The following is an 18125-nucleotide window of genomic DNA, read 5'->3' as shown; positions in this document are numbered from 1 at the left end:
ATTCCCTAAAATTTAATCTATGCCAACTACTACTGATTCTCCTTCACGTATTCCATCTGGAACTCGTGACTCACGCAAGCATACTCCCAAAGCTGATTTGAAGGGACTTTACCAGAGAGCAGTTCGTGAGTCATTTCTCAAGCTCGATCCTCGAATTACTGTCAAAAACCCAGTCATGTTTGTTGTTTGGGTAGGGACAATTGTCACCTTTCTTGTCACCCTTAACCCAAATCTATTTGGCACAATTCAGGCAGATATCAACCAACAACGCCTCTTGAATGGGTTGATTACCTTCATTCTCTTTTTCACACTCGTTTTTGCAAACTTTGCCGAAGCCGTAGCGGAAGGGCGCGGTAAAGCACAGGCTGATTCACTGCGATCAACGCGATCGGATACGATCGCTAACAAAATCCTCCCTGATGGTTCAATAGTAAAAGTCAATTCTACAGAACTGCGACGGGGCGATTTAGTTCAAGTGGTTGCCAATAACATGATTCCCGCCGATGGGGATGTAATTAAAGGCATTGGCTCAGTGGATGAGTCGGCCATTACTGGGGAATCTGCCCCTGTACTAAAGCAACCAGGTACAGATATTGCCAGTTCGGTGACAGGAGGTACACGCTTACTTTCCGACGAGTTGACGATTCGCATTAGTGCTGATCCTGGTCAAGGCTTTATCGATCGCATGATTGCCCTGGTAGAAGGGGCACAACGCACCAAGACACCCAATGAAATTGCTTTGACAGTATTGCTAGCAGTACTAACACAGGTGTTCTTGATTGTAGTGTCAACCATTCCCCCCTACGTGGGCTACATCGCCACCTTTATCAGCACAGCCTTTGGCCCTGAAGCGGGAAACAGTTTGCGTACAGGTGCTAGCGTTGCCATTCTCATCTCACTACTGGTAGCTTTGATTCCCACAACTATTGGTGGTTTGCTCAGTGCGATCGGGATTGCGGGGATGGACAGAGTTGCCCAATTTAATGTTATTGCGACTTCTGGTAGAGCGGTAGAAGCCTGCGGTGACATCAATACCCTGGTGTTAGATAAGACAGGCACTATCACACTGGGTAATCGGATGGCTGACGAGTTTATTCCCTTGAATAACCACTCACTAATAGACGTGGCGCGAGTTTCCCTAGCTGCTAGCTTGTTTGACGAAACGCCAGAAGGCAAGTCAATTGTGATACTAGCAGAAAAGTCCCAGGCTGGGGTAGATTTCAATATCGACAAAGCCGAAGGTGTGGAATTTTCTGCAAAAACCCGGATGAGCGGTACGAATTTACCTGATGGCAAACAAATTCGGAAAGGGGCGGTAGATGCCATTAAGGGGTTTGTCCGTTCTCGTGGCGGCCAGGTTCCTGATGATATAGACGCAGCTTATGAGCGAGTTTCCCGGTTAGGAGGTACACCCTTAGCTGTCTGCCAAAATGACGATATTTATGGGGTTATTTACCTCAAAGATATTGTCAAACCTGGACTGCGGGAACGGTTTGACCAACTCCGCCGCATGGGTGTTCGCACCGTCATGCTGACAGGTGACAACCGAATTACGGCTTCGGTAATTGCCGAAGAGGCTGGGGTGGATGATTTCATTGCTGAAGCAACTCCAGAAGACAAAATTGAGGTGATTCGCTCGGAACAATCTCAGGGTAAGCTGGTAGCAATGACTGGAGATGGTACGAACGATGCACCTGCCCTCGCTCAAGCAAACGTGGGTGTGGCAATGAACTCTGGGACGCAAGCTGCCAAAGAAGCTGCTAACATGGTGGACTTAGACTCTGACCCCACGAAGTTAATTGACCTAGTAACCATAGGTAAACAGTTACTAATTACTCGTGGTGCATTGACAACATTCTCCATCGCTAACGACATTGCCAAGTATTTTGCCATCATTCCCACGATTTTTGCTGCGGCTGGCATCGGCGCACTGAATATTATGGGATTAAAGAGTGCCCAATCTGCGATTATCTCGGCGCTGATTTACAACGCCCTGATTATTCCCGCATTAATTCCGCTAGCACTTAAAGGTGTGAAGTTTTTACCTTTAACAGCAGATCAACTGCTACGTCGCAACATCTTGATCTATGGTCTTGGCGGCATCATTGCTCCCTTCATTGCCATCAAACTGATAGATATTATCCTACCTTTGTCTTAATTTACTATGAAACCTGTTCATCTCCGCCGCGCGATTGCTGCCCAAGTATTAGAAGAAATAACTGAAATCTGGTATCAATGGCGTAGACAAAAGCTACCACTGTATTTGTTCCTGGCGATGTGTTTCAACCTAGTGGTTGCGCCTATGGTCTATGCCGCTACTGGTGAAGAACTTTCCCGCAGTCAATCTTGGGGATTGGGATTGTTAGGACTGACGACGCTAGGACTTTCCATCTATTTATTCTTTGTAATGTTTGTACCGGAGAAATTTTAATGAGTTTTGCACGCGAAGCTAGTAGAGCTATTCGTTCTACCTTGGTACTCTGGGTAATTGGAGCAATTATTTATCCTTTTGCAATGATTGCCATTGGGCAGATTGTGTTTCCGTTTCAAGCAAATGGTAGTCTACTGAAAAATAGCGCCGGTCAAGTTGTCGGTTCTGCCTTAATTGGTCAACCTTTTACTAGCGATCGCTATTTTAACAGCCGTCCCAGCACCACGAGCTACAGCACAGCCGATCCCAAAAAGGACGATGGGGGAGTTTTGAAAACCGGAGTTTCCGGTGCTAGTAACTTGGCTCCCAGTAATCCCGCATTACTGGAACGCATCAAAGGTAAAGATGACCCTGACCCCACCAAAAAAATTGAAGGTGACTTAACTCGTCTGAAAAAAGCAGGTGTGCAACCCACTGGCGATTTAGTCTACACTTCTGCTTCCAGCCTTGACCCCCACATTACCCCGGAAGCTGCCACAGCGCAAATTGCACGAGTAGCCAAGGCGCGGGGAGTTCAACCGAACCAACTCGAAACTTTAATTTCCCAAAATACCGATGGTCGCTTTCTCGGCATCTTTGGCGAACCTGGAGTTAATGTTTTAAAGCTGAATTTAGCTCTCGATCAGATTAAGGGATAAAGGTTTGGGAAATAGTGAAAAGGGGGTGTTTCTAATTTTTTCTACACCTCCTATTCGGAATCATTATTTATATAGCAATCCTATCTGATTGGTAAAAATCGCAAGGTTTAGATCCCCGACTTCTCAAAGAAGTCGGGGATCTTCTTGATCATAGATGATTTTAGAGATTAGGTCTGTATTGAACTCAATAGAGAAGCGCTGTAGCAATCCTAAATGAATTGTGAAAAATATTTTTTAATCGTAGAGGCATAAGTAAGTCGGTGCTAATATTTCCAGCTATGTTAAGGAATTTTAATGTCGGGTGTGTTGTCGCCAAGCGCCGCACCTTAAAAGGGAACAGGGAACGGGCAACAGGGAACAGGGAAATCCCCATAATTAAAATTAGGGGATTTGTACAAGGACGTATTTTTTCTTGCGCTACGCGTCCCCTTAAAAAATGTTTTTATTTCTTTCATAAATAAATTTAGGGGCTTGTACCCTAAATCTTCGGGGCTAATTCTTGCACTGTTCCCTGTTCCCTCTTCCCTGTTCCCGCCCCGAAGGGGCTTGGTCAACAATCTCAGGTGCGTTGCTATAAGGCATAACACACCCTACAGCTAATTTATATTTCTTCATATACATTGAATTTTTCTCACCGACTTACTTAGCGGCTTTCCGCAGGTTAACACAGAGACATCATAAAGAGAGATTTCTATAAATGATTTCGGGCTGCTATATCAAAGCTATATCTTTAAATATATGCCTATTTATCTAATTACTAAACATATCTTTTATTTTTTAATACATTTTATATATCCTGAAAATATATCTACAAGGAAACATGTTTTATCTGTAAAATATTGCACAATACTATTAGAGTTAAAAAATATTTTGTGTTGAAAAACAAAAAAGTTTTAGAGCCAAGCCTCTTTGGTGTTTTAATCCAATCTAATAGCGTTTACTGCGGTCTTAATTTAAGTGAAATTCAGTTACCTGAAAAATGTGTTTTTCTAGGAATTTTAAGAGAAATTCAAGTAATTTCAGCAACAGATAATCCTACTATTTTTGCTGGAGACTACATTTTAGCAATAGCAACCCATCCGATGATGGTTCCCGCTCTCAAAGTCACTCTCAAGAAAATTCATTCTGTTTACTATTCCCTCAACTATTGCTTATTGGAAGCTCGACCAGCAGACGGGCAATCTGTTAATTCAGATGACTCAGATTTAACAACTAATTTCAATTCCACATATTATTAGACAGATGAACATTCACATCGGCAAATTCCCTCCAAAATCTGGGATGGAAACTAAGCAAGATAGTAGTTTCTCACTAGTTTGCGAAGATGCTTAATTTAGATGACCTTTACTAAATCTGAGTTCGACTGACTAAAGGTTTTTAATATGCATACTTCAGAGTTTTTCCGACTTTATGTATCCGCCCAACAAAGTGTTCATCACTCAACTCTACTTGAAGCGAACCTGACGAAGCTAACACATAATGACACAAAAGCACAAAACGGAGATATCCCCTTTGTCGCAGTATTTTTGGCTCACATTTCATTCATGATTGTTTGGGCAATGGTCGTTTATCTCGTTTCATCTTTCTGTAAAGCGCTAGAAGATCCCCCAGAAAATGCGGCACAAGATAAAGACGAAATAGTAAGCATCAAATATTTACAGCAACATCCCTGTGAAAGCTGTCAATTTTTTAACAACAACCGTTATCTAAAATGTGCAGTACAGCCCGCTATTGCTCTAACTATACAAGCACTCAATTGCTCTGATTACAGTCCTAAATAGGTGAGTTTCTCGCTACACTATAGCGATCGCTTTATGTCACGCTTACCGATTATGCTCCAAGGTTTTGTGCAAATCTTCCTCACCCTGTTCCTAGTTGTGGCGTCAGTACCCATCATTGGACACTACCTAGCTGAAGTCTTTTTCATGGAAAGAACTTGGCTCGATGCAGTGATGAACCCATTGGAGGACTTAATTTATCTCCTCATTGGTATTGAACCACAAGAGAGCATGACTGGAACAACTTATGCGATCGCTGTTCTACTTAGCAATACAGCAATGGCAGTTTTGGCACTACTACTGCTGATGTTTCAAAGCTTACTACCGTTGAATCCTACCAATTTAGGGATGCCCACTTGGGACACAGCATTACACACCACCATTTCGTTCTTAGTTGCTGCCGATTTGCAACACTATGTCCCAGAAAGCACAATGTCTTACCTGAGCCAGATCACAGCCTTGGGTTTCTTAATGTTTGTTGCGCCAGCCACCGGATTAGCGGTAGGAATTGCCTTCATTCGCGGCTTAACAGGTAGAACTTTGGGCAACTTTTACGTAGATTTGACTCGCTCGATAACGCGAGTCCTGCTACCCATCGCTATTGTCAGTACAGTGTTGTTGATGTTGGGTGGTGTGCCGGAAACTCTGGGCGGCCCTGTAAATATTACCACCTTAGAGGGAGTAAGCCAGGCGATCGCTCGTGGCCCCATCGCCCACTTTGAAAGCATCAAAATGTTGGGTGAAAACGGCGGAGCCTTCTTTGGTGGCAACTCGGCTCATCCTTTTGAAAATCCCAATGGCGGTACAAATTTGGTGCAAGTGGTGGCAATGTTACTGGTTCCTACAGCATTACTTCATACATACGGCATCTTCATCGGTAACTTAAAACAGAGTCGCCGACTATTGTGGATGGTGTTCGCCATTTTTGTAATCTTAATTGGTGTAACTGCGATCGGTGAATATCAGGGCAATCCCGCCGTTAATGCCCTGCTAGGTAATCAGCAGCCCAATTTGGAAGGTAAAGAAGTCCGGTTGGGCTGGGCGGAAACTGCGTTATTCGCCATCACCACAACAGCAACCATGACTGGTTCTGCTAATGGTGCCTTTGACTCGCTGATGCCCTCAGGTGGATTTTGTGCTTTGCTCAACCTGTTTTTGCAAGTGATTTGGGGAGCAATGGGCACTGGGGCCGCTTCTTTGGTGGTGTATATGTTTTTGGCAGTGTTCCTGACTGGCTTAATCGTAGGACGAACCCCAGAGTTTTTGGGGCGAAAAATCGAAAAACGGGAAATTACCCTCGCCAGCGTAATTATTCTGATCCACCCGCTATTAATTTTACTCCCTAGTGCCATTACCCTAGCTTTTCCTGAGCAACTTGCAGGTATGAGCAATCCTGGCTTTCATGGTTTTACCCAGGTGATTTATGAGTATGCCTCGGCAGCTGCGGGTAACGGTTCCGGCTTTGAAGGTTTAGCAGACACCCAACCCGCCCCGACTGCCTTGTGGTGGAACCTGACAACAGCATTTACCCTCTGGATGGGACGGTTTATTCCGATTATTGCTTTATTACTGCTAGCAGATAGCCTGTCGTGCAAGCAACTTATACCTACCTCAATTGCCACCCTAAATACAGATACCAAACTATTTACTAGCGTGACTGCCGCCATCATTTTGATTCTGGGAGCATTGACATTTTTTCCTGTTTTGGTTCTAGGGCCTGTTGCTGAAGCCTTCCAAATTGCGATAGGAAGATAATACCATTTTGAATTTTAGATTTTAGATTTTGGATTGGGAATCGCTTTCTATGTCTGGGTTTTGTGAAACCATCTGTCACAATCATTTTTCAAATTGGTATAACCTTTAATTTCTCACTTTTAGACTGGAGTTTGTATTTATGAATCCCCTTTTTCGACTCCTGATTCCGATACCGTTTGTCCTGACTCCCTCGTTGGTTAGCCAAGGTAATGATTTGCTTCGACAGCATGGAATTCAACAGCTTCAAGAAACAAGAAAATGTTTCAGTTGCAATTTATCGGCAGTGAACTTTTCGGGAGCGAACTTAGAACAAGTTGACTTGCGAGCGGCAAATCTTCAGGGAGCTAACCTAAAAAATGCTAATCTCCGGTATGCAAATTTAGAGTGGGCAGATATTCGAGAAGCAAATCTCCAAGGAGCGGATTTAACTGGAGCTATTCTTAAGAATACATTGCTAACTGATGCTGATTTACAAAAGGCAAATTTGTCAGCATCTAACTTAGAAGGAACTGATTTTAGGAATGCCAATCTTAGTTATGCAAATCTCATCAAAGCTTCAAAAAACAATGATATTCAAGGTCGTAATTCTGTCACTATCTGCGAAACAGTATTACCAAATGGGATTAAATCAGGTCGCTGCAATCAGCCCCAAATAAATAAAAAATTCAGCTTGTCATCAGGAGTAAATTAATGCTAAAACCAAATTACGAAGATAAAAATAGCTTTCTCTATCCTCGCGATCGCTACCACGGTAAATTTCAGCCAAACAACCTAATATTTAATGCCAACCTCCAAGAGTTTTCTCAAAAAATTGGCTACATTACTAGCTTAGAAACTGGTGGAAAGCTATCTCCAGAAGAAGCATTCAGTCAAATTGAGGCACTATGGAAAAGGTTGGAGGATAGTAAAAACAAGCTGGAGATTAGTAGCGATTTATCGGTTTAATTTAGTTAACTAATTCAATGCAGTGAGTAGTTAACTGAGAGCCTTAAAATAGAGTTTGAATTTCTAAAATTTTACTTGAGAAACCTGAACAGATTTTATGAAACAGAAAGAAACGGTATTTGTTATCCCGACTCATCGACTGAGAGATGTAGCACAGACTATCGAAAAATATGATGAGAATTTCTGGGCAAATGGTCATGCTTTAAAAATTATCGTCTTTGATGATTCCAGCATTGCCAACCATGAGAAATATTACCCGCTTTTAGAGCAGACTAAGACAGTCAATGATGTGTTTTATGTCGGGCCTCAACAGAAAGAACAATTTATTACATTTTTAAACGAAAGACTGCGCGATCGCAAGCTAGAATCACTAGTCAAAAACCTATTCCGACCTAGTTATGGAGGAAATCGCAACTTCACGCTGATGTACACTCTTGGGCATTTAATGGTTAGTGCCGATGACGACATGCGACCAGATGCCTTAATTGAAACTAGCCCAGAATCTTTATCAGGTGATGAAATATGTCGAGGGAAATTAATCAAGTCCAACCAACAAGGTGGCTACGTCCATAAATCTTTTGACTTACTCACAGCTTTTGGTGATGTTCTCGGTCAAAAAGCCAGTCATGTACCAGAAAACTTCGAGGCTGGAGAATTGGTTGTTGATACAGCAATGGATTTAGAAACTAACACAACTAAGGGTTACTTTCGAGAGAACAGCCTCTTATTACAACCAGGGAGAGTATTAAATAATGCCATCGTCAAGATTGCCCAAACTTTTCGCACCGGGACTAATGATATCGATACACTTGATTTTATTCACATGTATCTCAATGATGAAAACCAAATTAGTCCAAATGACCTAAATGATTTTTATATTCTTACTAATTTTCGACCTGTTATTACTAACAAAAACTGGAGAATGGATTGTGGGGTCGCTGGATATGATAATCAGCTCGGTTTACCACCATTTTTTCCAACTCGACTCAGATTTGAAGATTATATCTACAGGATTTGGATACAGCAAGAGGGCATCGTGGCTGCACACGTTGATGCTGTCCAAAACCATATTAGAAATAACTATATGCGTAATCCTCTAGCCAGTGAACTATTTAATGAAGAAATATGTAGCTTGCTAAAAAGGAAGATTAAAAGTAGTGTTTATCATCTTGATGACTTGGGAATCAAGTTCGATTACTCTGGCGAGGTAACATTGCAAGACTCTGAGGAAATCCTGGAAAAAATTGCTGCTATCCACAGACAGGTAATCAAGGCTTCAATATCTGCCCAGAATGAAGAACGTAAACTGTCTCTTCAATTATTTGCTGAGAATTTATCGAGAGTATTTTATGGATTTGAACCAGACTTTTTTCAGCAAAACGTTTCCAGAATTATCGATGATGTCATTAGCCAATTCCACGGTTCTCTAGAAATATGGCCAACTCTAGTGGAAATCTGTTACTTTTACAAAGACAAAAAAGACCTACCACAAATTAGGGTAAAAAACAAGAAGGTAAAATCTAGAAATGGCACAAAATCGAGCGAAATTCTCGTATAAATGTGACCTTTGCCAAACAGGCCATTATTTATCTGGGAAAGTTTTCTGAAACCTTTTTCTTGTGAGCCTCAGCATTTTCAAATGCTCTGAGTTTAGGTAAACCTTCACTATCCTGACCAAGAATACGACAGACACGCCCCATCCTGGACTAGGAGAGCCAAGCAGAGTTTTTGGGTAAGAAACAGCTGTCCCCCAGTCCAGAATAGGATGGCGCTGAGGATAACTTCTGGGTTGCTCACCCAATCCTTAAAGCCTGCCAGCAGAGGTTGAGTTTCGTCCGGTTGAAAGTCTTGCAAGTCAATGGCCTAAATAATAGACATCTAAAGAATTGGCGTAGGGACAATACCCTGCGGGAAGCCGCTTTGCGTCTACATGAATTGTCCCTACAAAGGATTCTGGGTAAAGCATATTTAATTTCTAGAAATGTCTAGTAGATGAGAAGGATCTCGCCTTCCCTTGCACAAAGCATAAAAGTAGTTATAAAAAACTCCACGCCACTTGCGGGATGGAGTTTTAGGGCATGGGGAATGGGGAAGAAGTTACCAATGCCCAATGCCCAATGCCCTGTTTGGCCCAAGCGACGGGGCGACTATCCCTCTACAGACACCTGGGGATGGAGTTTCCCGTCGCTTTCGATGAATAGTAACTCTACCAATTGCGCCACCCACCTTTAGATGCAACTTCATTATTAGTAGACTTCAGTCCGTGAGTTTGCAACAGAGTTTGATATTCTGTGCTGCTTGCCCAGCGATCAATTTCTCGCGCCCGTAGCACTGGCACTGGATGGGTTAATTGCGCTGTACGGGCAGCTTTGACCATTTCACCTAGTTCAGTCTTACTAATATCATCGTAAGCGCGGGCTTGAGCAACAAAGGCATCGAGATTTAGTTGTGGCGCTAAGGTGGGAGAACCACCTGCCAACTTCATCAACACTGACATGACAACTTTGGGGTCTTGGGTTGCTAGTAGTGCGGCGCGATCGCAGGTAAACTCAGCACAGCGTACCCATTCTAAAAGCTGTGCCTGTATAGCTTGAGCAACAAAGGTGCCGACATTGGGCACAATTGCCGCAGCTAATATTAATAAATTTACAGGAGTCAAGTAAACACTATGATCGCACTTGAGATGCCCCAACTCATGGGCAATTACTGCCTGTATTTCCTCTGGTGTGAGCATATCAATCAGGGAAGTATGTAGCACAACAAAGGGCTGCTTACCCCGCACAGCAAAAGTATAGGCGTTGGGAGCCGGATGCTGCCGGACATACAACTGGGGAGGATCTATGTCCAGAATTTTACAGGCATCTAACAATAATTTGTATAAATCGGGCAGTTGGTTTTCACCCACCAAAATGCTGGAGGCAATATTTTCCACATAGAAAACCTGCTCGGCCATTGGCCCAAGCCAATTTCGCACTAACATATCTATGCCTGGTATCTGCTTGAGCGCTCTGGTAGCTTCCAGGTCTAATGGATGACGAAATGAGTCAGCTTTTAAACCAATCAGCGGGGTTTTGAAGAAGGACATAGTGCAACAAGCTATAAAAAACACAACTATGGAATCTGGCTGGATAGATAAACAGCCTCCCACAGTTAGTATAACGATTTCAGTAGGGGGTTTCCTTTCTTGCATACTCGTAACTTTCGGTATCACTGCTCATTTCACCCCTTTGCTGCATACGCCTACCGAGCAAACTCTGTCCTTTAGTGTCCGTTGCAGTTAATCTTGATTGGACACACTAATTCACGCTCGGAAAATTCAATGCGCTTTGGTTTTTTTACTTTATGTGTTCTCGCACTAGCAACAACAAGTGGGCACGCCGCTCAGTCTCCCAAGATCCCAGCACTGGTGATGACCAGCCCGGATTCCGCTTCTGCCAACTACGAAGATAAATGCAGCAACGGCAGCAACCTTGACCAGTTTAATCGCGATCGGTTTCTTAAACTTATGCTTGCTGATCAAAAATCAAAGCTATCTCAACTGAAAGTAGCTCTCCTCAATGAAATTAAACAAAGTGGTGATGAGCCACGAGGCGAGGGTGTCCATATTGGTGAATGGAATCAAACCTTCCATGACCGAAGTGGTTGTGGCACAAACACTAACACTTACTCAGCATTTGTTGTCACCATAACTGGTGGAAATGCAAACCATACGGTCGTGAAATACCTCGTCACGATTGATGACGACGATAACGCAGGCAAAAGAACCCTCAAGATCCGCGACATCCGCCCAATTAACCTACGAAGTGATAACTGACCAAGCCATTTCTCCTCGCTTCCTAGTTCCTGCCCTTGTAAAGATAAAACCTGCATCTTCAAACTGTATACCGTATCCCCGAACAGTAGAAGGAGGGTTCAGGAGTGCTGAGTAACCCCATAGATAAATCTAGGGGATTGAAGTAAGGACGCATTAAATATGGGCTACATGAAGCTAGAATTAGTGACACGATCAAAGGAGATCGTCTTTTTTTGTTGTCACTATGAAGATATTAGTACTGAATGCTGGATCGAGCAGCCAAAAGAGTTGTCTGTATGAAATTGCAGATGAAGCTCTCCCCACCCAAGCACCCCAACCCATTTGGTTTGGGAAAATCACCTGGACTCAAGATCGGGCTGTGGCAGAAATTGAGGTAAAAACTGCTTCGGGTGGAACGCTGCAAAAATCAATCTCTGGTGATTCTCCCCAGGCGCACCTCACCTATATGCTCAATACACTTAATCATGATGCTACCAAGGTAATTGATCGGTTGTCAGAAATCGATGTGGTGGGGCATCGAATAGTACATGGTGGAGAAGATTATCGAGATAGTGTGGTAATTACGGAGGATGTCAAAAAGGCGATCGCAGGTCTATCTAATCTTGCTCCAGCACATAATCCAGTGGGTTTGGAAGGTATAGAAGCAATTGAAAAAATCTTAGGAGATATCACCCAAGTAGCAGCCTTTGATACCGGATTTCATGGCACTTTACCCGATGCAGCAGCAATCTATCCCGGCCCATATCAGTGGGTAGAGCAAGGTATTCGTCGCTATGGGTTTCATGGTATTAGTCACCAATATTGTTCTCAACGTGCTGTCCAAATTCTCGGTCGAGATGTCGCATCTGAGCGGTTAATTATCTGCCATCTGGGTAATGGTTGCTCTTTAGCGGCAATTAAAAACGGTCGCAGTATTGATACCACTATGGGATTCACGCCCCTAGAAGGGTTAATGATGGGTAGTCGTTCTGGTTCAGTTGATCCGGGGATTCTGATTTACCTATTACAGTACTGTAATTACACTGTAGAAGGGTTGAATCATGTATTAAATAAAGATTCTGGTTTACAGGGAATTTCGGGTGTATCTAGCGATATGCGTGAGGTGAGAGAGGCGATCGCTCAAGGTAATTCCCGCGCTCAACTGGCCTGGGATATCTACGTGCATCGCTTGCGTTCTGCGATCGGCGCAATGCTTACTAGCTTGGGGGGATTAGATGCTTTAGTTTTTACAGCAGGTGTGGGTGAACACTCTTGGCAAATTCGCCAAGCCGCCTGTGAAGCCTTTGGATTTATTGGACTAAAAATAGACCTTGAAAAAAATCAACAGCAGCCTGTGGATGAGGATATTGCTACACCTGATTCAGCAGTACGTATATTAGTTATTCATACTCAAGAAGATTGGGCGATCGCTCAACAATGTTGGCAACTTTTGAAACAGTAAAAAAAAGAATTATTGAAAAAGAATTCAGAATTCAGGAGTCAGAATTAATGAGTGGGGGATTCAGACCCACCACTCATTAAAGACCACTAAATCTCCGATTTAGTGGGGGTCTTAAACGCCGTTTATTCAGACGCTCGTTCGCATGATTGCGTCTCCCCGAATCACATTGGGAGAGGCTAACGCCAAGGGAGAAGACAAAGGCTTAGCTACGCTATCCGCTTTTTCGTTCAAAATTCAATTCTGAATTCTGACTCCTGAATTCTGTTTGTTAAATTTATTATTTATATACTCAAAATCATAGGAACCGACGGATGAGCAGTTTCCCAACTCGTGGCCCGATAAAATTTAAAATATACTCCGCAAGTTTTGGGGCGATAAGTGACAAAAGCGGCAATAATAAGGCATTAACATTTTTAAATCCACTAGCAGCACCAATAAAAACACTAGGGATAAGGCAAATTAGCGACCATGCCCACCAAGTTATAAATTTAGAGTTGATAGAAGTACATCTTTGCAGTTGACTGACGAGTACATAGCGGGTAGTTGCAAATAATATAGTAAAACCTATCAAAGCAAATATTGATAGCATCAAATTTGCTGGATACAGATTATAGACTACTAACGCAGCAGGAAACAGCGAAGCTACCTCCCAAACTAGTAGATTTAATTTAGTCCGAAAGGAGCTTAATACTTGTTCAGTCAGCCAATAATGAGCCGAGACAATTATTGAGCAGTTGGAATTCTGCATAAAATTCCACTTAATTTTGTTAAATATATCACCATGAAGAAGAATAGTGCTTTGCAAAATGATGTCTTCTTCTTCATAAGTATCTGAATTTGATTGAGGCTGCTGATAGTAAGAATTAAAGGTGACTCCAGACTGTAATGCTATTTTTACCCGTGCAGTTTTACTCAAAAATAATTTTAAAAGATTAACTATAACAATAACGTAAAAAACTTTATTAAACTGTTTTTCAGTAATTTGCTTTTTATTTTCAATTACAATATTCTTGCTGAAGCAGGCGTAATACCAGAGAGAAATTATCAGCTTTGGTGGAATATATAGAGAAATACCAGTTTTTTGTGCTTGCTGAATCTGTTCTACAACTCTATCATTTAGGTAAAAACTACACTGTCCTTGATCAACCTTAAGTTCAAAGCGATCGCCCTGAGGAACCTGTAGAGAAAGAGAGAGTGCAACATCAGTTTGGCGATCTATTTTTGTTATATCAGCGTTCATTATTGAGATAAATTTGCGATACTTTGTACCAAACTAATCAAAAAACTAAATGTTCCACGCCACTGCTTCTCACCAGAAACTACTCCTTGATTATGTGTATTAATGATTAAGTTTTTAGCGTCTTCAGATAAACTAAACAGTTCTTTATTGTAACGAGTAATAATATCTCCATCTATCTGCATGACAGTTTGAGCATAAATAATATCAGTTTTGGTACTTGTAATATTAATACCATCCAGGGCAGCTTTTAGTTCAGTCATTTTACGCAGAGTCCGAACAAATTTATCATTTTCTAAAAGTCTTTGAACTTGTTTAAAATTTTCAATCCAATCATCTTGATTATTTCCATCCTTATCATCTAGAACAGGAGTTGGAGCCGGTAGTATTGGTTCAGCTAGTTTCACGTTCTCCTGATCGGCTTCAACAAGATTTTGTTGATGTTTTTTCGCCTCTTCAAGGTTCTGATGATATCGTTTTACCCTCTCATCCTGAGGATTATAAAAATCTGAACCCTCCTCAAGAAGAAGGTAAAAATATTCTCTTTCCAGTTGGTCAAATAAACTTTTATAACGTTTACGCAGTTCTTGAGCTTGAGAACCTTCTTTTGGAATTCCTTTTGCCTTAAAGTAATCTGGATCGCGTATCGAATATATCTCTTGATATGCCTGCCAAGCATTAAACTTTGAGGCATTAATTCTATCCACAACCATCGTATTCACTTCTAAAGCTGTAATGTCAGAAACTAATGTCTGTACAGACGATACTAAATTGTTTAACAAGCCTCTAGCTTTTTTTTGAATATCTTCAGATCGAGTACCATTTCGGTCTTTAATTTTAATCTCATTAGACATAATGTCTCATCCTCTTACAGTTCTGACTAATCTGGCTGTAGCTTTGTGTTGATAGCTAGATATACGCAAATGAACCTAAAGATGTTGCTGTTGATGCTTTAGTTTGAATAACTAACAAATAATGCTTACAGTTGTGGTTTTTTGTGAGATTTAACTATTTCCATCAAAAATCCATATAATTTTTCCACGCTTTCTATATTCTTGTGAATAATCTCCCGACTTTCTTTAACTTGAGTTAAATGAAATTCGCGAATTTCTTTATAGGGACCGCTATCAGTAAATTGACTACCAATTTCATTTTCTATATCCCCATGAACAAGATTAATTCGAGTATATATTCGATTGCCTGGTTTAGCAGATGCCGATGTTATCTCATTTTGTGACTGCTCTGATGACTCTGCAACCCAAGTAGTGATTTTTAAATCAATCACTTCAACGATTACTGTTTTGATAGCATTAATAATTTCGTCAACATCCAATCCCTTTTTATCAGCATTAAGATTAGTGACTATTGTTTTAAAATCACTGTTTCTTGCACTAACAGCTAGTCCGTTACTTTCCAAGTTATCCGTAATTATAGGATTTACAGTATTTACCATAATTTTCTGGAAGTAAAAGGTTATAAATTTCAACAAAATCTCATTTTATATGATGTTGGAAATTTTACCGCCTTTACTTAATAAAACTAAGTAAAAGCAAAGAAACTTTAAAATTTTCAGAACTTGCTGCTCAATACACTGGCAGAAATTAAGTTAAAAATTATACTCTATATCTTTAAATATTAATTTGCAATATAACACCTATTTTTTTGTACTGAGTTTGCTGATATACCTATTTTTAGGTTTGCTTTAGGAAAAGATATAGCAATCTATAGCAGGAGTTACAAACAAAAATATCCCTGAATTATTAAAGAAGTCAGGGATCTGAGCCTATGGTGGAGAGTAAATCAAATAGGATTGCTATAGACTAGTTCCGTTCTAGTTGTTACCAAAGAGTAAAGTAGCGGCTTGCAAGCAAATATTACAACCTTGAAAAAGTCTCTGTTTATTCGTTACATCACCGCTAAACTCTTCTGACTAAAGGTTTTTTTATCTGTTCGAGCGTGGATGTTCTTCTGTCTACTGTATCACTGAGTAATTTTACATAAAGCATATTATATACAATAAGTTATATACAATAAGTTGCTTATGCCTGGGAAAACAAGAAAAATATGTTGTTGTTATCGCGTAAAGCTATTACTACACCTTTTGTAATTTGGGCGTGTATTTTAGGAGTTGGCTTGATTCAATTTCCCCAATTGCAAAAACTAATAAATCGCAAACAATCTGTCTCTTTAGAAACTCTACAGAAAGAAATAAAATCTGAAAATCTCCGTCTTAAGTTTCTCCAAAAAATGCCTAGTTTTAGTTATGATAACTTCATTGCAGACTTAGTATATCTCAACTTTCTACAATATTTTGGAGATGATGAAGTTCGGAATAGAACAGGTTACAGTTTAAGTCCAGAATATTTTGAAGTCATTCTAGAACGTGACCCGCGATTTCTAGCAGCGTATCGGAGTCTTTCTACCAGTACTTCATTGTATGCTGGCATGCCAGAACGTGCGATCGCACTATCAGAGAAAGGCTTAAAATCACTATCTCCCTCGGTTCCCGAAAAGTCTTATTATGTGTGGCGTTATAAAGGAGTTGATGAGTTATTATTTTTAGGTAACGCTAAAGCTGCCCAGAAATCTTTTGCAACAGCGACAAACTGGGCTAGTAAATTTTCAGATCCAGAGAGTCAGGTGATAGCTAATACTTCCCAAAGAACTGCTGAATTTCTGAGCCGAAATCCTAACAGTAGATATGCTCAAATTTCTAGCTGGTCAATGGTTTTAAATAATCATGTTGATCAGAGAACTCAGAAACGAGCAATTAGGGAAATTGAAGCTTTGGGAGGAAAAGTAATTACAACTCCTGAAGGTACTAATAAAATTGTACTTCCCCCTAAAGATTAAAATAATTCTATTGCCCAGTTATTTACAAATTTCTCACTTATGATTTAGTCGGATAATAATGATATCAATACAATTGGCAGAATCGGACTTTCACATATTAGGGTGTTTTCCTGTTATTTCCCAGTTGCGCCCTCACCTTGAGCAGACTAAGTTTGTAGAAAAAGTTAGATATCAAATGCAAGAAGGATATAAGCTTGCATTCTTGGAAGGAGAAAATCAAGCTGTAGCGGTCGCCGGATTTCGGATTTATAATTGTTTATCATCGGGAAAGTTTTTATACATTGATGATTTAGTTGTTGATGAGTTGAAGCGGTCACATAGCTATGGTCAACAGTTATTTCAGTGGCTAATTGAATATGCCAGAAATCATGACTGTAAACACCTTAGTCTTGATTCTGGTGTTCAGCGATTTGCAGCTCATAGATTTTATCTCATGCAGCGTATGAGCATTACAAGTCATCACTTTTCAATGGAGTTGTAGCGACAGACAATCTGATTGTGACAAATAATATTTTTTGGTATGACCAAGCCCCTTCGGGGCGGGAACAGGGAAGAGGGAACAGGGAACAGTGCAAGAATTAGCCCCGAAGATTTAGGGTACAAGCCCCTAAATTTATTTATGAAAGAAATAAAAACATTTTTTAAGGGGACGCGTAGCGCAAGAAAAAATACGTCCTTGTACAAATCCCCTAATTTTAATTATGGGGATTTCCCTGTTCCCTGTTGCCCGTTCCCTGTTCCCTTTTACGGCAAATTAATTCACTCTCAAACCCTAGAAATAAACATTAACGATCCGGGTTTACCATACTCAGTACTGAGTGCTGAGTAAAGAAGATTGAATACTCAGTACTTTTGCACTATGGTAAAAGCCCCGCCCCTTGTGGGTGGAATCTTTTGGTCAGGAGAAGGTTGATACCCCGCCCGCAAGTGGCGCGGTCTTTCAACTCAGCACTCTTCATTTTATGGGGCGACTATTTTTACAACATTGCGAGTTGATCAGAACTCGCTAGATAGTAATTTAACTAATTGGCAAGCACACTGCGATCGCTTACTTTTCTCACTACAAACTTTTGGTTGGCAGCAACCAGATTGGAACCGTCTACGCAAAGGCGCTCAAATTCTACACTAGCGAACCAGTACTAGAGCGCCGGTCGAGTAAAAGTAGTTGACAAAAGATACAATATTTGTTGTGTCCAATCTTCGAGGTTAAAGGCATAAGGGGTATAAAATGCG

Annotated in this window: 19 protein-coding genes and 1 pseudogene; 15 read left to right on the top strand and 5 right to left on the bottom strand. The window is 41.0% G+C overall.

Annotated features, from left to right (window positions below; all coding sequences use genetic code 11):
- Positions 1-19 precede the first annotated feature (19 nt).
- The 9 genes from kdpB (at position 20) to V7K67_RS18080 (ending at position 9105) form a co-directional block, all read left to right on the top strand.
- Entirely contained in the window at positions 20-2158 is a 2139-nt protein-coding gene (kdpB, locus tag V7K67_RS18120) for a potassium-transporting ATPase subunit KdpB (RefSeq protein WP_334711924.1), read from the top strand.
- 6 nt (positions 2159-2164) lie between these two features.
- Positions 2165-2431, top strand: a complete 267-nt coding sequence (locus V7K67_RS18115; protein ID WP_179067355.1) for a potassium-transporting ATPase subunit F — start codon at positions 2165-2167, stop codon at positions 2429-2431.
- On the top strand, positions 2431-3069 hold the full coding sequence (kdpC, locus tag V7K67_RS18110; protein WP_334711922.1) for a K(+)-transporting ATPase subunit C: 639 nt from the start codon (positions 2431-2433) through the stop codon (positions 3067-3069). The genes V7K67_RS18115 and kdpC overlap by 1 nt, the downstream gene beginning before the upstream one ends.
- Positions 3070-3908: 839 nt before the next feature.
- Complete coding sequence (locus tag V7K67_RS18105) at positions 3909-4307, top strand: TrkA C-terminal domain-containing protein (protein WP_335167794.1); 399 nt, start codon at positions 3909-3911, stop codon at positions 4305-4307.
- A gap of 144 nt (positions 4308-4451) precedes the next feature.
- On the top strand, positions 4452-4850 hold the full coding sequence (locus V7K67_RS18100) for a hypothetical protein (protein ID WP_334711920.1): 399 nt from the start codon (positions 4452-4454) through the stop codon (positions 4848-4850).
- Between the two features lie 51 nt (positions 4851-4901).
- Entirely contained in the window at positions 4902-6602 is a 1701-nt protein-coding gene (gene kdpA, locus V7K67_RS18095; protein WP_334733244.1) for a potassium-transporting ATPase subunit KdpA, read from the top strand.
- Between the two features lie 139 nt (positions 6603-6741).
- The gene (locus V7K67_RS18090; RefSeq protein ID WP_334733241.1) at positions 6742-7293 is read left to right on the top strand and encodes a pentapeptide repeat-containing protein; all 552 of its coding nucleotides are present in this window, start codon (positions 6742-6744) and stop codon (positions 7291-7293) included.
- Positions 7293-7547, top strand: coding sequence for a DUF7219 family protein (locus V7K67_RS18085; RefSeq protein WP_335167791.1), 255 nt, complete (start codon positions 7293-7295; stop codon positions 7545-7547). The genes V7K67_RS18090 and V7K67_RS18085 overlap by 1 nt, the downstream gene beginning before the upstream one ends.
- Before the next feature lie 97 nt (positions 7548-7644).
- Positions 7645-9105 carry a hypothetical protein gene (locus V7K67_RS18080; protein ID WP_334733243.1) on the top strand — a complete coding sequence of 487 codons (1461 nt, stop codon included), beginning with the start codon at positions 7645-7647 and terminating at the stop codon, positions 9103-9105.
- Between the two features lie 107 nt (positions 9106-9212).
- Here V7K67_RS18080 and V7K67_RS18075 read toward each other — a convergent pair whose 3' ends face one another.
- Positions 9213-9401 carry a hypothetical protein gene (locus V7K67_RS18075; RefSeq protein WP_334731192.1) on the bottom strand — a complete coding sequence of 63 codons (189 nt, stop codon included), beginning with the start codon at positions 9399-9401 and terminating at the stop codon, positions 9213-9215.
- Positions 9402-9625: 224 nt separating this feature from the next.
- Between V7K67_RS18075 and V7K67_RS18070 the strand changes: the two genes are divergently transcribed.
- Positions 9626-9748, top strand: a complete 123-nt coding sequence (locus V7K67_RS18070; protein ID WP_335167789.1) for a hypothetical protein — start codon at positions 9626-9628, stop codon at positions 9746-9748.
- Between the two features lie 5 nt (positions 9749-9753).
- On the opposite strand, the gene V7K67_RS18065 is transcribed toward V7K67_RS18070, so the two are convergent.
- On the bottom strand, positions 9754-10632 hold the full coding sequence (locus V7K67_RS18065) for a M48 family metallopeptidase (protein WP_334705625.1): 879 nt from the start codon (positions 10630-10632) through the stop codon (positions 9754-9756).
- Between the two features lie 324 nt (positions 10633-10956).
- Here V7K67_RS18065 and V7K67_RS18060 point away from each other — a divergent pair, with 324 nt between their 5' ends.
- A complete protein-coding gene (locus tag V7K67_RS18060; protein WP_335167786.1) occupies positions 10957-11361 on the top strand; it encodes a hypothetical protein in 405 nt (134 codons plus the stop codon).
- A gap of 223 nt (positions 11362-11584) precedes the next feature.
- Positions 11585-12802 carry an acetate kinase gene (locus tag V7K67_RS18055; RefSeq protein WP_334731189.1) on the top strand — a complete coding sequence of 406 codons (1218 nt, stop codon included), beginning with the start codon at positions 11585-11587 and terminating at the stop codon, positions 12800-12802.
- 295 nt (positions 12803-13097) lie between these two features.
- Here the strand turns inward: V7K67_RS18055 and V7K67_RS18050 are convergent, their stop codons facing one another.
- From V7K67_RS18050 to V7K67_RS18040, 3 genes are all read right to left on the bottom strand, one after another.
- Complete coding sequence (locus tag V7K67_RS18050; protein WP_335167783.1) at positions 13098-14042, bottom strand: hypothetical protein; 945 nt, start codon at positions 14040-14042, stop codon at positions 13098-13100.
- Positions 14042-14893: a hypothetical protein gene (locus V7K67_RS18045; RefSeq protein ID WP_334731187.1), complete on the bottom strand. Its 852-nt coding sequence runs from the start codon at positions 14891-14893 to the stop codon at positions 14042-14044. Before V7K67_RS18045 ends, V7K67_RS18050 begins: the two co-directional genes overlap by 1 nt.
- Positions 14894-15018: 125 nt before the next feature.
- A complete protein-coding gene (locus V7K67_RS18040) occupies positions 15019-15492 on the bottom strand; it encodes a hypothetical protein (protein WP_334731186.1) in 474 nt (157 codons plus the stop codon).
- A gap of 611 nt (positions 15493-16103) precedes the next feature.
- On the opposite strand from V7K67_RS18040, the gene V7K67_RS18035 reads away from it, so the two are divergent.
- From V7K67_RS18035 to V7K67_RS18025, 3 genes and pseudogenes are all read left to right on the top strand, one after another.
- Positions 16104-16892, top strand: coding sequence for a hypothetical protein (locus tag V7K67_RS18035; protein WP_335167780.1), 789 nt, complete (start codon positions 16104-16106; stop codon positions 16890-16892).
- Between the two features lie 58 nt (positions 16893-16950).
- Positions 16951-17373: a GNAT family N-acetyltransferase gene (locus tag V7K67_RS18030; protein ID WP_334731184.1), complete on the top strand. Its 423-nt coding sequence runs from the start codon at positions 16951-16953 to the stop codon at positions 17371-17373.
- A 480-nt stretch (positions 17374-17853) separates the two neighbouring features.
- Positions 17854-18015, top strand: a pseudogene (locus V7K67_RS18025) (aminotransferase class IV); the annotation flags it as partial.
- Between the last annotated feature and the right edge of the window lie 110 nt (positions 18016-18125).

It is taken from the genome of Nostoc sp., from assembly GCF_036917155.1.
Lineage (GTDB): Bacteria > Cyanobacteriota > Cyanobacteriia > Cyanobacteriales > Nostocaceae > Nostoc.
Note: the sequence above shows the minus strand (reverse complement) of the source record. Positions and strands in the feature narration are given on the sequence as shown.

What these genes read in the sequence shown, in the direction of transcription:
- kdpB (WP_334711924.1), top strand. Translation starts at nt 20, where the DNA reads ATGCCAACTACTACTGATTCTCCTTCACGTATTCCATCTGGAACTCGT.
- V7K67_RS18115 (WP_179067355.1), top strand. Translation starts at nt 2,165, where the DNA reads ATGAAACCTGTTCATCTCCGCCGCGCGATTGCTGCCCAAGTATTAGAA.
- kdpC (WP_334711922.1), top strand. Translation starts at nt 2,431, where the DNA reads ATGAGTTTTGCACGCGAAGCTAGTAGAGCTATTCGTTCTACCTTGGTA.
- V7K67_RS18100 (WP_334711920.1), top strand. Translation starts at nt 4,452, where the DNA reads ATGCATACTTCAGAGTTTTTCCGACTTTATGTATCCGCCCAACAAAGT.
- kdpA (WP_334733244.1), top strand. Translation starts at nt 4,902, where the DNA reads ATGCTCCAAGGTTTTGTGCAAATCTTCCTCACCCTGTTCCTAGTTGTG.
- V7K67_RS18090 (WP_334733241.1), top strand. Translation starts at nt 6,742, where the DNA reads ATGAATCCCCTTTTTCGACTCCTGATTCCGATACCGTTTGTCCTGACT.
- V7K67_RS18085 (WP_335167791.1), top strand. Translation starts at nt 7,293, where the DNA reads ATGCTAAAACCAAATTACGAAGATAAAAATAGCTTTCTCTATCCTCGC.
- V7K67_RS18080 (WP_334733243.1), top strand. Translation starts at nt 7,645, where the DNA reads ATGAAACAGAAAGAAACGGTATTTGTTATCCCGACTCATCGACTGAGA.
- V7K67_RS18070 (WP_335167789.1), top strand. Translation starts at nt 9,626, where the DNA reads ATGGGGAATGGGGAAGAAGTTACCAATGCCCAATGCCCAATGCCCTGT.
- V7K67_RS18065 (WP_334705625.1), bottom strand. Translation starts at nt 10,632, where the DNA reads ATGTCCTTCTTCAAAACCCCGCTGATTGGTTTAAAAGCTGACTCATTT.
- V7K67_RS18060 (WP_335167786.1), top strand. Translation starts at nt 10,957, where the DNA reads ATGACCAGCCCGGATTCCGCTTCTGCCAACTACGAAGATAAATGCAGC.
- V7K67_RS18055 (WP_334731189.1), top strand. Translation starts at nt 11,585, where the DNA reads ATGAAGATATTAGTACTGAATGCTGGATCGAGCAGCCAAAAGAGTTGT.
- V7K67_RS18050 (WP_335167783.1), bottom strand. Translation starts at nt 14,042, where the DNA reads ATGAACGCTGATATAACAAAAATAGATCGCCAAACTGATGTTGCACTC.
- V7K67_RS18045 (WP_334731187.1), bottom strand. Translation starts at nt 14,893, where the DNA reads ATGTCTAATGAGATTAAAATTAAAGACCGAAATGGTACTCGATCTGAA.
- V7K67_RS18040 (WP_334731186.1), bottom strand. Translation starts at nt 15,492, where the DNA reads ATGGTAAATACTGTAAATCCTATAATTACGGATAACTTGGAAAGTAAC.
- V7K67_RS18035 (WP_335167780.1), top strand. Translation starts at nt 16,104, where the DNA reads ATGTTGTTGTTATCGCGTAAAGCTATTACTACACCTTTTGTAATTTGG.
- V7K67_RS18030 (WP_334731184.1), top strand. Translation starts at nt 16,951, where the DNA reads ATGATATCAATACAATTGGCAGAATCGGACTTTCACATATTAGGGTGT.